The organism is Blautia faecis (assembly GCF_020554845.1).
Classification (GTDB): Bacteria; Bacillota; Clostridia; order Lachnospirales; family Lachnospiraceae; genus Blautia_A; species Blautia_A faecis.
Genome location: NZ_JAJCIA010000031.1, coordinates 1 through 13,273, shown reverse-complemented (window position 1 = coordinate 13,273; position 13,273 = coordinate 1). Strand labels below are relative to the sequence as shown.

Here is a 13,273-nt window from a genome sequence, read left to right as displayed (position 1 = left end):
CTTAATCTTCTTGCCGTGTGGCATAATTTCGTTCACCAAAAATACCGGTTCCCACACGTACCATGGTTGAGCCTTCCTGGACAGCAACCTGATAATCTCCGGTCATACCCATACTCAGAACACTCATGTTAACATTATTAATGTTTTTTGCATTAATGTCAACACTTAATTTCTTCAATGTGCGAAAAACTTCACGATTTTCTTCTGGATTTTTCACAAATGGGGCAATGGTCATAAGTCCCATCACTTTTATATGGGAAAATATGCTGATTTTCTCAAGAAGAGGAAGCACCTCATTCGTCGCTAATCCGAATTTGCTTTCTTCCTCTGCTACATTAACTTCCAGCAGAATCGGCATAACAAGATCTTTCTTTGCAGCTTCCTGCTCAATGGTCTGGGCAAGGCGAAGGGAATCTACCGAGTGAATCATGGCAACCTTGTCAATAATATATTTTACTTTATTGCGCTGCAGATGACCGATCATGTGCCACTGGATATCTGATGGCAGCTGGTCATATTTATCCATGATCTCCTGCACTTTATTTTCTCCAAAAACACACGCACCGGCATCATACGCCTCCTGAAGCATGGAGACCGGTTTGGTCTTACTTACTGCCACCAATGTGACTTCACCTGGGTCACGGGAAACAGCAGCACAGGCTTTTTCAATATTTGCATTTACCTGCTGTAAATTTTCAGCTAACATTTATAAGCCTCCTTAAAAATAGTATATGTTAAACTTAGTAGAGAATATCCTGCTCTTTTACCTGGGAGGAGTCTCTGGCAATGCGGTCATAGCGGGAAAGTCCGTAGGATGTATTACTGGAAATAATGGCATATTCTTCATTCTGATCCAGTATATCTACCTGACGGAATACCGCATACCCTTGATTGATGCAGTAAACGCCTTCCAGAGAATCTGTTTCGCCTACAATAAAGCGCTGGTTGGAGTCATCTTTTACAATAGCATCTCCTTCCTTAAAAGCGCTTCTATCCACGTAATAATTGTAAGCTTCATCGGCAGAATCATCATCTGACTCAATTTTAACTTTACCGTAGATTGTAGCATTGATAAAGGTTCTTACGTTATTTCCGCTGGAATCTTTGGAAATCTTGTTAAAGCCTACACTTCCGCTGTCAGGATCAGTCGTGGCATATTCTGCCGGAATTACGTAAAAATCCTTGGATTCAATAGCGGAAAGGGGAATCTTAAGACCGGTTACTGTATTGGTAACCAGCTCAATATCCAGAAAACGGTCAGATGCATAGCGGATCAGACCGCGGCTGAAGTCAATTTTTCCATATTTGTTACCATCGATTTTTATGATGGAAAAATCGCCGCTCTGTGTCATATCATCCTTGAGAAATTTCACACGAATGGTGGAACGTCCCTCCAGCTTGGCGGCCTGTTTGTCGCTTAATGGAATGATCAGGCTCCATAATTCGCTGGTAATATTTGTATAAATGTTATCTCCGGCCTGCACCTTTTCGGATGTCTTCAGATCCGTTTCATGGTAAGAAGTCTGGTCAAAATCTGCTGCTGTAATGTTCTCCACAGTCTTATTCTCATAACCGTCCATAGAATAGAGGATAATGCCGTCTTCCTGGGCTTTACAGATATTCTGTCCACCGATGGTCACTACTTGTGAATCTGCATTCCCGTCAGTGGAAATTCCCTCATACTGAAGGATGCTTCCCTCCAGCTGGTTCTTAAAACTGTAGGTGTTGTTAAATTTACTTCCGGAAAATCCCTTGGAAAAGCTGAGCATAGAACTGCGGATTTTCTCCAGTTCGTCCGCAGTCAATGCAGACTTGGTTTCTGCAATTTTTCCGGAACTTAATCCGTAAACAGCACCGTTGGCATTGATCTTACTTCCCTCCCGGGCATAATAATTCACATAACCGGAGGATTCTGCCTTAAAAACACTCTCTTCCCGAAGAGAAATACCAGTGTAGGTCTCGTTTCGTGATAAAGGACCTGTGGTAACCTGGTAAGATTCGATGTGTGTGGAGGTTACAAGTAAAAATGCAGTAAAAATCATATATAATAACAATACACCAAAAGCAACGGTGGCAATATTCAGTCCGAATATGTTCTTTAACTGGACAAAAAGTCCTGCCATTTTGCCAGGCTTGTTAGATTTCTTCTCGGACAAGCGGATTCCCCCTTTGTTTTTGAGTCGGGCTCTGAATTTTCATACCAAACAATTGTACCATTTTTTGCCGGTGAACACAAGGAAAAGAAAACGAAAAGTGTGTGAACAAAGCTGGAAGCTGTGAACAGCCTGCATATCAAAAAACGAACATATTTTCAGAATATCTGTTTGCTTAATTAAGAAAAATATGGTATGATAAGAAAAAGTTGAATGAATTTCGGAGGAAAACTCTTATGACATATGGTAAAATCAGCAAAAAACAGCAGGAAATTTTAGAATATATTAAAAGTGAGATTCTGAACCGCGGATTCCCGCCAGCAGTTCGTGAGATTTGTGAAGCTGTAAATCTGAAGTCTACATCATCTGTTCATGCCCATCTGGAAGCTCTTGAGAAGAACGGATACATCCGCCGCGATGCCACGAAGCCAAGAGCCATAGAGATCATTGATGACAATTTCAATCTTGTCCGCCGTGAAGTGGTCAATGTTCCGCTTGTAGGTACCGTAGCCGCCGGACAGCCTATTCTGGCTGTAGAGAATGTAGATGGCTACTTCCCCATCCCGGCAGAATTTATGCCCAATGAACAGAGCTTCATACTGAAGGTAAAAGGCGACAGTATGATCAATGCAGGAATCTTCGATGGTGATCAGGTTCTGGTAAAGCAGCAGCCAACTGCAGATAACGGCGACATTGTAGTTGCCCTGGTAGAGGATTCTGCCACAGTGAAGACCTTCTATAAGGAGAAGGGCTACTACCGCCTTCAGCCAGAGAATGACACTATGGATCCCATTATCATTACAGGAGAAATCCAGATTCTGGGTAAAGTATTTGGTGTCATGCGTTTTTACCAATAGTCATAAAAAATTTCCCCTTTAGCAAACAATTGCTGTTTCCAGACAATTTGTTTACCAAAGGGGACTTTTTTATTTCTCTAAAAACGCGTCCATCTCCAGAACCTTTCCATCTCTCCAGATTCTCTCCAGATCATAGAAAAGTCTGTTTTCCTCATCAAACACATGCACGATCACATCGCCGTAATCCATGAGAATCCAGCTGGAATTGCGGTTTCCCTCAATCTGCTTCGCCTCAAAGCCAGCACGTCCAAGCTGCTCCTCCACATTATCGACGATCGCCTGAACCTGATTGGAGTTTGTACCGCTTGCGATTACGAAATAATCTGCAATTACAGAAACATTATGAATATCAATTACCTTAATATCCTGTCCCTTTTTATCATCAATTGCCTTGCAGGCAATCTGTGCCATCATTTTCTCTGTACTTACTGTACTCATTCTGATCTGCTCCTTTCTTAATAATGCTTATACTGACCTAATATTATTTTAAATTCCTGCGAGAACAAAAGGCTTTAAAAGTGAAATAATATCCTCTGTCAGGTGGTACCTGGCCTTCGCTCGTGCGAAATATCTCGCATCTCGTAGAATGTTAATTGTAAATAGTAAAAATATTCGCCAGTATATGCGGAGTATTAATTATCAGATACGTTATTACGCTTATTATGCAATTCTTTATAATAAATATAAGCCTCCTTGGAAGTTGGCTCAATATCATCGGCAGAATCTTCTTCCAGATACTCCAGGGTATCTTTTAGGATCTCATACATACACTCATCCAGGTCTTCAAACGCAAGTTTGCGAATTTCCGGTAAACGGCTTGCTTTATAACGCATGGGCTCAATATAATCTGCAATATAAATAATCTTTTCAAGAAGACTCATTTCACGTCTGCCAGTTGTGTGATAATTGATGGCAGAAAGAATCTCCTGATCGTCAATCCCATATTTCTCGTGAGCAATATAAGCTCCAAGACGGGAGTGGAGAAGAAACGGGTGACTTCTCTCAAAATCGGAAACCGGAATATTGTGTTCGCTGCACATCTTCAGTTTTTTCTTATTGGGAATGCATTTGGCGCAATCGTGAAGAAGACCGGACACCTGTGCATCTTTGATATCATATCCATGGACCATAGCCAGACATGCGCTGGTGTACATAACGCCCATGGTATGCTGAAAACGATCCTCATCCAGGTATTTGGAAAGTTTTTTTTCAATTTTTGCAAAATCGTAATCTGCCATGGTCAGACTTCCTTCTTTCTGTAAATTCCATTCTCTTTCATGTAAGAAATCACCTTATCCGGGACGTAATATTTCAGACTTTTTTCTTTTGAAATCCACTGACGGATCTGATGACTGGACACATCAATATTCATAGTATCCAAAAGGGCAAAATTTCCGTTGTACCTTGCAGAAAGACGCTGGATTTCCCGATTCAGTTCAGCGTAGGACGCATGATCCCGGACAGCCACCACAAGAGTACAGGCCCGACAGATCCGCTCTGGTTCCATCCATTCGTCAAAAGCAAAAAGAGAATCTGCACCAATGATAAAATAATAGTCTGTGTCCGGATTGTATTCTTTTAGCTCTTCCAGAGTGCGATAGGTATAGGTATACCCGGTCTCGTGCATTTCTGCAAGAGACAACTCAAAATGGGGATTATCTTCAATTGCAAGCCGGACCATATCCACACGCTGGTTATCAGAGGCTCTGCCAGCACGGTCCCGTTTATGAGGCGGGTTGCCGGAAGGCATAAACAGAACCTTATCCAGCTGGAATTGCTCATAGCTCTGCTCACCCAGGATCAGATGTCCCATATGGATGGGATCAAAGGTACCGCCCATGATCCCGATTTTTTTTCGATTATTTTGGCAGTTCAATTTTCTTTTTCTCTTTTTTACCTTCGCGGTATAATACGATCTTCTTACCGATCACCTGTACAACCTGGGAATGGGTGCGCTCTGCAAGAACCTGTGCCATTTCCTTAGGATCCTCCAGACAGTTCTGAAGCACACTGATTTTAATCAGCTCTCTCGCTGCAAGTGCTTCGTCAACAGCCTTGGTGTTTTCCGGTGTAAGACCGCCCTTGCCAAGCTGGATAATGGCATCCATTTTCATTGCCAGACTTTTTAAATATGCTCTTTGCTTACTTGTCATAATTTATCTCCTGAATACCTGCTGAATAGCTGCTATTTATTTATAATAATCAAATTCAAATCCATACATACGGACCGTATCACCCTCCTGAATACCGGCGTTTTCCAGTTCATCCAGAATGCCGCCCTCTTTCAGGAAACGCTGGAAAAAGGCGAAGCCTTTCTCAGAATCCAGATTGGTATAACCAAGCATTTTCTCGATACGTGGTCCTTCTACGATAAATACAGAGGGATCTTCCTCATCAACCTGTACGGTAAATGGAAGGCTCTCATTGATCAGCATATCTTCTGGGAAGAATTCCTGCTCGAATACGATTGCTTTCTTCGGACAACTGTCCAGAAGTTCCTTGATATGGAAAAGAAGCTCGCGTACACCCTGTCCGGTAACTGCAGAAATGGGATATACTTTGATACCTTTTGGTTCAAATTCTTTGCGAAGTCTGTCTACAGGATTCTCCTGACCGTCGTCAAAAATACAGTCCACTTTATTGGCTGCAATTACCTGAGGACGCTTTGCAATTTCCGGATTGTATTTCTCCAGTTCTTTGGTAATCTTATAAATATCATCAATAGGATCTCGTCCCTCTGTGGAAGCTGCATCCACAATGTGCACCAGAACTCTGGTACGCTCAATATGGCGAAGGAACTCATGACCAAGACCGACTCCTTCAGAAGCACCTTCGATCAGTCCAGGGATATCTGCGATGATAAAACCGCCATTCTCAGTATCTACAACACCAAGGTTCGGGCTTAAGGTTGTGAAATGATAGTTGGCAATTTTCGGTTTCGCATTTGTAACACGTGAGAGAAATGTAGATTTACCAACATTAGGAAAACCTACCAGTCCTACATCTGCGATCACCTTTAGCTCCAGAAGCACTTCAAGCTCCTGAAAAGGCTGTCCAGGCTGGGCATATTTGGGAACCTGCATGGTAGGGGTTGCATAATGCTGATTTCCCTTACCGCCGCGTCCACCGCGCAGAACGATCTGACGACGATTGTCACCGGACATGTCTGCAATTACCTTACGGGATTCAGCCTCCATGATAACAGTACCTTCCGGTACCTTTAATATAATGTCGGCACCGTCGGCACCGTGGCAGCGCTTTTTGCCGCCCTCCTGACCGTCTTCTGCCTTATATTTTCTTTTATGACGGTAATCACCGAGGGTATTCTGTCCCTCGTCAACTTCAAAAATGACGTCTCCGCCCTTGCCGCCGTCGCCGCCATCCGGACCGCCGTCAGGTACATATTTTTCCCTGCGGAAGCTTACATGGCCGTCGCCGCCCTTACCGGAACGGATATATATGGTAGCTCTGTCTGCGAACATTAAATCTCCTTTATAAGAAAAGGCTCCAAACCTTTATAGATTTGAAGCCTCCTGCTCTACGAATTACTCTGCCTCTACTGGTACGATAGAAACCTGTTTCTTATCGCGGCCTTTTCTGGTGAATCTTACAACACCATCGGTCAGTGCAAATAATGTATAGTCTTTTCCGCATCCTACGTTCTCGCCTGCATGGATCTTAGTTCCGCGCTGTCTGTAAAGGATGTTGCCGGCTTTAACAAACTGTCCGTCTGCTCTCTTCGCACCTAATCTCTTGGACTCGGAATCACGACCGTTCTTTGTGGAACCAACTCCTTTTTTATGTGCGAATAACTGAAGGTTCATCTTCATCATTGTTGTTACACCTCCTTGACTCTTACTGTCAAATATCGATTGTTATAACTATGCTCAATTTCTGTTAATCCAAGAATCAGGGAATCCATAAGCAGTTTCCCGCGCTCAGTATTCGGATTTGTTTTAAAATGGATGGATACATATCCCTCATCCGCTTCCGCTTCAATCTGCTCTTCCGTAAATTTCTCAAGAGAATTCACAGTAGTAATGATCAAGGCTGATACGGCAGCACATACAATATCCTGTCCCTCTTCGGCATAGCCTGCATGTCCTTTGGACAGAAAATCCAGATAAGAGCCTTTTCTCTTCTTAACTGTAATATTGATCATAACAGCACCTGATTAAGCGTTGATCTTTTCGATTTTAACTTTGGTGTACTGCTGTCTGTGACCGTTTTTCTTGTGATATCCAGTTTTTCTCTTGTACTTGTAAACGATGACTTTTTTAGCCTTTCCGTTCTCAACTACAGAAGCGGTAACACTGGCATCCTTAACGTCTTCTCCAACCTTTAATCCGTCATTGCTAACTGCAATTACAGAATCAAAAGTAACGGTTTCACCAGCTTCAACTCCGAGCTTCTCAACTCTGATTACGTCGCCTTCAGCAACTTTGTACTGTTTACCACCTGTTGCAATAATTGCGTACATTTGTGGCACCTCCTATAGACTTTACTCGCCAAATATGGTGGTCTCTCGACTCTTAAACCTCTTTGTGCGGCATACTCGATTATAATAACAGGGAGATTTGGTTTCGTCAAGAGGTTTTGTAAAAAAAATTGTAAAAAAATTTGTAAAAAAATAAAAACGAAAACCCATGTTTCTGGTTTGCTGCTTGTAATAATTTCGAAAATACGAAAAAGGAATTTCTTATAGTTTTATTTAGAGCGTGTTCGAAAAATCTCCTGACTTTATCTGCCTGATCTCCTCTATTACCGGTTTTCTGACTTTCTTTCGTGTCATCTCCAGAATGTGAAGCGGTGTAATATCTATGGCTTTACATTTCACCGGATCCTTCCTCAGATATTTCTGCAATACATGAAAAAGCTCGTTGTTATGATCTGGGTTTGTCATATTGATAAAATCAATAAGAATAATTCCGGACAGGTTGCGAAGCCGCAGTTGTCGTGAAATTTCCTTAGCTGCTTCCAGATTGATTTTGCGATAGGTTTCTTCGGCTTTTTTCTTTCCGGTAAATTTCCCGCTGTTTACATCGATGGAGACAAAGGCTTCTGTCTGCTGGATCACAATAAACCCGCCGCTGTTCAGCCAGATTTTTTCCTTTTGAACCTCATCCAGCGCGTTTTCCATGCGGGAAAGCTTGTATAACGGAAGAAGCTTGTCCTGATAAAAACGGGCTTTGCTTTCTTCCTCCGGACTTGTTTCTTTCAAATAAGAAGTGATCTGCTGAAAAATTTCAGGATCATCTGTTACAATGTCTGTGAGATTTTCGCTGTAAATATCACGGAGAGTGGTAAGGTAAACCGGTTCTGTTTCGTAGAGAAGGCTGAAACAGGTGCGGCTTTTGCCGTTGACAGCAACTTTTTCATACAGTGATTTCAGATAAGAAAGCTCCTGAAGGATTTCAGCCTTTTCAGCCTGAGCTGCGTTGGTGCGGACAATCAAGCCATATTCCTTATTCGGACGTGCAGCCTCTGCTTCCAGCCAGCTGGATAAAGTGTGGCGCTCTGTACCAGAGAGCTTGCCAGATAGTCCGAACTTTTTTTCTCCTGTGGTGAGCACCAGGTATTTACCTGTAAAATTTAAGTTTGCAGTCAGTGCGGGAAGTTTTCCCTTCATGGCATCACGGCTTACCTGTACCAGAATCTGATCACCTGGACGTAAGGGACTGCCAGGTGCTTTCCCGGAGGCATAGATAACCTGCTCTGCTTCCTGAAGAGGAAAATAGCCGCGTACGCCAGGTGCAATAAGAACAAATGCAGCCTGGATATTAGAAGCAATATTTTCCACCTGTCCTACATAAATATTTCCGAGAATGGACTGTCGGGCGGCTGCCTCCAGGCGAAGCTCCATAATCTGACCTTCTTCCTCGATTGCACAGGCATGACATTTGTTACCGCAAAGTTCCATGGTTGTTAGAATTAATTTCGTCACTTGATTCACCTGTTTTAAGTTTATTGAACTTCCACGCCAAGGGATTCCAACGATACAAATTTATGTTTTTTCTCATTTCCAAGATCTGCATATACTTCCAGACGATGAATCATGCAGGCAAATTCCGGAAGCTCCTGTCCAAGCCAGCTGGTAAATGCATCCATTACAGCATCTGGTTTGGTATAGTTGGCACTTGCAGAAGCAAGACTTAAGAAAATGCGGTTGTCATTCTGTAAATTCATTTTGTAAATAAAAGGTCGGATATCTACCTGTTTTTCGCCTTTTTTGGTTTCTTTTGTAACAAGGATCTCAGGCTGCTTTAAAAATTCCGTAATTCTTGTCTGCCATCCATCTGCCGGTGCTTTTCCAGGACGAAATTCCACCAGATAATCAGCTGCTGCCACCAGGGACATTGCCTTGCTCGCTTTTCCGTCTTCCACCTGGCGGGCACTTAAAACACGAATGCCATTTGCCATCTGGCTGTTAAGGCGCTGACAGATTTCATCAGTAGGAATCGCAGAGGTAAGCTCCATATCGAAATATTCCCCTGTGCTGGTAACGCCCACTCCAAGAGGGGCAGCAAAGGACATGATCATATGAGGGCTGTAACCTCCTGAAAAAGCAATTGGAAGCTCTGCGCGGCGGATGGCTTTCTGGAAGTAGCGCATGGTGTCAAGATGTCCTACAAATTTCATAGGCCCTTCTTTCGTAAATTTAATTCTTACCTTCATAACATACGCCTCCTTCATAACGTCTTGCTCCGCAGCCTGCACATTTCTGACGGCAGTTTGGTGTAACCACTTCGCCTTTTGCCTGTTTCCACTCACGGATCAGAAACTCCTTGGTAACACCTGCATCTATGAAATCCCATGGGAGGATTTCATCTGTGCTTCTCTCTCGGAGTGTGTAGAATTCAATGTCAATTCCTGTTTCTGCAAAAGCCTCTTTCCAGATGTCGTAGCGGAAGCTTTCTGACCAGGCATCGTAAAGGGCACCTTTTTCATAGGCTTTTAAGATAACTTCAGAAGCACGGCGGTCACCTCTTGCAAGGAAGCCTTCCAGTGTGGTTACATCCGGTTCATGCCAGTTGTATTTAATACTCTTCTGGTTCAGCTGTGCACGGATTTCTTCTTTTACTACTTTTGCCTTGTCAATAAAATCCTGTTCTGTATACATTGGAGCCCACTGGAATGGGGTAAATGGCTTTGGCACAAAGAAGGATGTGCTGACTACGATCTGAACCTTTCCATGGCGTTTTTCCTTTGGAACGGTATCGTAATATTCTTCTGCAATACGCTCTGCAAGATGAGCAATTCCCTTCATGTCTTTTTCTGTTTCAGTAGGAAGCCCAAGCATGAAATAAAGCTTCACACGGTTCCATCCTCCAACAAATGCCTCATGCGCACCGTGAAGGATCACTTCTTCGGTAAGTCCTTTGTTAATTACATCACGAAGTCTCTGGGAACCAGCTTCCGGGGCAAAAGTAAGGCTGCTTTTCTTAATATCCTGAACCTTGCTCATAACATCCAGGGCAAAAGCATCAATACGAAGTGACGGCAGGGAAATATTAACACCTGCAGATTTAAATTCGTCGATCAGGAAGTTTACCAGCTCTTCCAGATGGGTGTAATCACTGGAACTTAAGGAACTGAGGGAAATTTCCTCATGACCGGAATTCTTCAGCATAGCTCTTGCAGATTCCTTCAGTTCTTCTACATCACGTTCACGGAGAGGTCTGTAGATCATACCAGCCTGGCAGAAACGACAGCCACGGATACATCCACGCTGGATTTCCAAAGTGACACGATCCTGTGTAGCTTTAATAAAAGGAACAACCGGTTTTTCAATCGGGCAATATCCTTTATCCATATCTACGATCAGCTGCTTTTGGACTTTCTCGGGAACTCCCGGACGATTTGGTGCAAAGGATGCAATTGTACCGTTTTCTTTGTATGTGACATCATAAAATGCCGGAACATAAATTCCCGGAATCTGAGCTGCCTTCAGAAGGAACTCCTCCCTGCTGCCTCCGGCTTCCTTATTGGCCTTGTATGCATCAAAAAGCGCATCATACACAGTTTCTCCTTCGCCAATATAAAACAGGTCAAAAAAGGCTGCTAATGGCTCTGGATTATATGCACACGCACCGCCTCCGATTACAATAGGACATGATTCGTCACGGTCAGCTGCTTTCAGTGGAATCTGGGAAAGATCCAGTGTCTGGAGTACGTTAGTATAACACATTTCATATCCAAGTGTGATGCACAGAAAATCAAAATCCCTGACAGGATCCTGGGACTCCAGGGCAAATAACGGGATATTCTGTTCTCTCATAAGCTTATCAAGATCAAGCCATGGGGAATAAACTCGCTCACACCAGACATCAGGGCGTTTATTGAACATATTATAAAGAAGCATCATACCAAGGTTGGACATGCCGATCTCGTAGACATCCGGAAAACAAAACGCCACACGGACATCTATCCCGTCTAAATTTTTCATCACAGAGTTGACCTCCCCGCCGATATAGCGGGCTGCTTTGTCAACACTGAGCAATATTTCATCACTAAGTGCTAATTTTCTCATTCTTTTCCTTTCACAATTTGTCACTATTCACCAAATACAAAACTTATTCTGTTTAGATTTGGATAGTGCCTTTTTTTCTGAATAAGTGGGAAAAATAATGCTCATTTTTGAACCTATTTTTACCCCGAAAACGGCATTTGGTCACTGCGGTATCGGCTGTGGTATATGCCGTTAATTATCCTATTATAATACAGGTCATTTCAGAAATTCAAGAGAAATCGTGTGCTTTTGTGGAAATGGTGAAAATTGTCTGCTGTCACTCCTTTTTTACAAGATTCTTTTTTTCAATACTAATATGTCATATTTTTTGTTTCTGTCAAAAAATGTCGGGGTACTTGTTTCTTTGTGGTTATCTGCTTTCCTGGAAAACCCTTTCTTAAATAACCATTCTTAAAAATATTACATACTAAATGTGTAAGTATTTTATAAATATATTTCTTTGTATGGACATCCACCTTACAGGATTAATATGTCATTTTTTTAGAATTTTGTCAAAAATTTTCATAAAAGATCGGATTCTGAGCGAAAATCGGACAATATATAACTGAAATATAGTTAAATGCTTAGCCAATGATGGCAGAAAGGAAAAAAGAATGAGAAAAGAATCAAAAGAAATGGCTGTTACAGCCGCAACAATGAAAAAAGAGATTGTCAACACTGAGCAATATTTCGTCACTAAGTGCTAATTTTCTCATTCTTTTCCTTTCACAATTTATCACTATTTACCAAATACAGAACTTTTTCTGTTTAGATTTGGATAGTGCCTTTTTTTCTGAATAAGTGGGAAAAATAATGCTCATTTTTGAACCTATTTTTACCCCGAAAACGGCATTTGGTCACTGCGGTATCGGCTGTGGTATATGCCGTTAATTATCCTATTATAATACAGGTCATTTCAGAAATTCAAGAGAAATCGTGTGCTTTTGTGGAAACCCAAACAATTACATATTATACAATATGTTGTAAATATCATATTTCAATTTCACAATATATAGGATTTCAAAGTTTTCGTTTTACAATATGTGTTGTATGGTGTTGACTGTTATGTTTAATTCTTCATGCTTACCAGGGCAGATAAGTGCCTGCATCATTATCATAATAATACCATCCATTTCCTTTTCCAACTGGTTCACCAGCTCCTTCCGCCTGTTGGTAAGGGATATAAGACCCGGTCTCCACAGTTTTGCAGTAACATATGTTCGCTTATTGCTTGAAAGCCTTTTGTTTCCTTGCTTTCAGGCTTTTTTATTTTTAAAAATTAGTCATGTTTTACTAGCGTTTTATATCGTTTTGCGTTATAATAAATATTATACGAAACGGAATGCTTGCCATGTACCTCAAAAAAACACCTAACCTGAATGGTCGAATTCGTCTTTCCATTGTTGACACCTATTACGATAAAGCTAAGAAATGCTCCCGTCAGAAAACAATAGAATCTATTGGCTGGCTGGATGAATTGGAAAAAAAGTATAATGACCCTATTGCCCACTTTCAAAAAAGAGTAGAGCAGCTAAAAGCTGAAAAAGCAGCCAGACAGGCTCCCATCCACTTTACTTTTTATGATTCTGACCGGCTTTGCATAGGTGACGATCTGAGAAAAAAACTTCGGCTATGCCGCCCTGAGCCAGATCTATCATGAGCTTGACCTCCATACTTTCCTAACGAACCGGCAGCGCCACTCAAAAGAACAGTATGATGCCAATACCATCATGAAGATGCTGGTCTATTCCAGA

14 protein-coding genes and 1 pseudogene are annotated in these 13,273 nt (G+C 42.0%); 2 read left to right on the top strand and 13 right to left on the bottom strand.

What is annotated here, in order from left to right; genetic code table 11:
* Window position 1: 1 nt before the first annotated feature.
* Complete coding sequence (locus tag LIZ66_RS14000; protein ID WP_177968999.1) at window positions 2-706, bottom strand: YggS family pyridoxal phosphate-dependent enzyme; 705 nt, start codon at window positions 704-706, stop codon at window positions 2-4.
* 34 nt (window positions 707-740) lie between these two features.
* Window positions 741-2,156 (bottom strand): biotin/lipoyl attachment domain-containing protein, encoded by a 1,416-nt coding sequence (locus LIZ66_RS13995; protein WP_226815139.1) that lies wholly within the window; start codon window positions 2,154-2,156, stop codon window positions 741-743.
* A gap of 233 nt (window positions 2,157-2,389) precedes the next feature.
* Here LIZ66_RS13995 and lexA point away from each other — a divergent pair, with 233 nt between their 5' ends.
* Window positions 2,390-3,010, top strand: coding sequence for a transcriptional repressor LexA (lexA, locus tag LIZ66_RS13990; protein WP_177968998.1), 621 nt, complete (start codon window positions 2,390-2,392; stop codon window positions 3,008-3,010).
* A gap of 69 nt (window positions 3,011-3,079) precedes the next feature.
* Here lexA and rsfS read toward each other — a convergent pair whose 3' ends face one another.
* The 11 genes from rsfS to LIZ66_RS13935 all read right to left on the bottom strand — a co-directional run bounded on the left by rsfS (window position 3,080) and on the right by LIZ66_RS13935 (window position 11,540).
* Window positions 3,080-3,448 (bottom strand): ribosome silencing factor, encoded by a 369-nt coding sequence (gene rsfS / locus LIZ66_RS13985; RefSeq protein WP_177968997.1) that lies wholly within the window; start codon window positions 3,446-3,448, stop codon window positions 3,080-3,082.
* A gap of 194 nt (window positions 3,449-3,642) precedes the next feature.
* The gene (yqeK, locus tag LIZ66_RS13980) at window positions 3,643-4,248 is read right to left on the bottom strand and encodes a bis(5'-nucleosyl)-tetraphosphatase (symmetrical) YqeK (RefSeq protein WP_118580182.1); all 606 of its coding nucleotides are present in this window, start codon (window positions 4,246-4,248) and stop codon (window positions 3,643-3,645) included.
* 2 nt (window positions 4,249-4,250) lie between these two features.
* Window positions 4,251-4,850 carry a nicotinate-nucleotide adenylyltransferase gene (gene nadD, locus LIZ66_RS13975; protein ID WP_177969002.1) on the bottom strand — a complete coding sequence of 200 codons (600 nt, stop codon included), beginning with the start codon at window positions 4,848-4,850 and terminating at the stop codon, window positions 4,251-4,253.
* Window positions 4,851-4,869: 19 nt separating this feature from the next.
* Entirely contained in the window at window positions 4,870-5,163 is a 294-nt protein-coding gene (yhbY, locus tag LIZ66_RS13970) for a ribosome assembly RNA-binding protein YhbY (RefSeq protein ID WP_118580179.1), read from the bottom strand.
* A gap of 36 nt (window positions 5,164-5,199) precedes the next feature.
* Window positions 5,200-6,492 carry a GTPase ObgE gene (obgE, locus tag LIZ66_RS13965; RefSeq protein ID WP_118580176.1) on the bottom strand — a complete coding sequence of 431 codons (1,293 nt, stop codon included), beginning with the start codon at window positions 6,490-6,492 and terminating at the stop codon, window positions 5,200-5,202.
* 63 nt (window positions 6,493-6,555) lie between these two features.
* Window positions 6,556-6,843 (bottom strand): 50S ribosomal protein L27, encoded by a 288-nt coding sequence (rpmA, locus tag LIZ66_RS13960; protein ID WP_015542711.1) that lies wholly within the window; start codon window positions 6,841-6,843, stop codon window positions 6,556-6,558.
* A gap of 5 nt (window positions 6,844-6,848) precedes the next feature.
* Entirely contained in the window at window positions 6,849-7,172 is a 324-nt protein-coding gene (locus tag LIZ66_RS13955) for a ribosomal-processing cysteine protease Prp (RefSeq protein ID WP_118580173.1), read from the bottom strand.
* A 12-nt stretch (window positions 7,173-7,184) separates the two neighbouring features.
* On the bottom strand, window positions 7,185-7,490 hold the full coding sequence (gene rplU / locus LIZ66_RS13950) for a 50S ribosomal protein L21 (protein WP_118580170.1): 306 nt from the start codon (window positions 7,488-7,490) through the stop codon (window positions 7,185-7,187).
* 231 nt (window positions 7,491-7,721) lie between these two features.
* Window positions 7,722-8,954 carry a ribonuclease E/G gene (locus LIZ66_RS13945; RefSeq protein WP_226837714.1) on the bottom strand — a complete coding sequence of 411 codons (1,233 nt, stop codon included), beginning with the start codon at window positions 8,952-8,954 and terminating at the stop codon, window positions 7,722-7,724.
* Window positions 8,955-8,974: 20 nt separating this feature from the next.
* Window positions 8,975-9,685 carry a TIGR03936 family radical SAM-associated protein gene (locus LIZ66_RS13940; RefSeq protein ID WP_226837713.1) on the bottom strand — a complete coding sequence of 237 codons (711 nt, stop codon included), beginning with the start codon at window positions 9,683-9,685 and terminating at the stop codon, window positions 8,975-8,977.
* Window positions 9,669-11,540, bottom strand: coding sequence for a TIGR03960 family B12-binding radical SAM protein (locus tag LIZ66_RS13935; protein WP_173772360.1), 1,872 nt, complete (start codon window positions 11,538-11,540; stop codon window positions 9,669-9,671). Before LIZ66_RS13935 ends, LIZ66_RS13940 begins: the two co-directional genes overlap by 17 nt.
* A 1,330-nt stretch (window positions 11,541-12,870) precedes the next feature.
* Here LIZ66_RS13935 and LIZ66_RS13930 point away from each other — a divergent pair.
* A pseudogene (locus LIZ66_RS13930) lies at window positions 12,871-13,273 on the top strand (IS1634 family transposase); the annotation flags it as partial.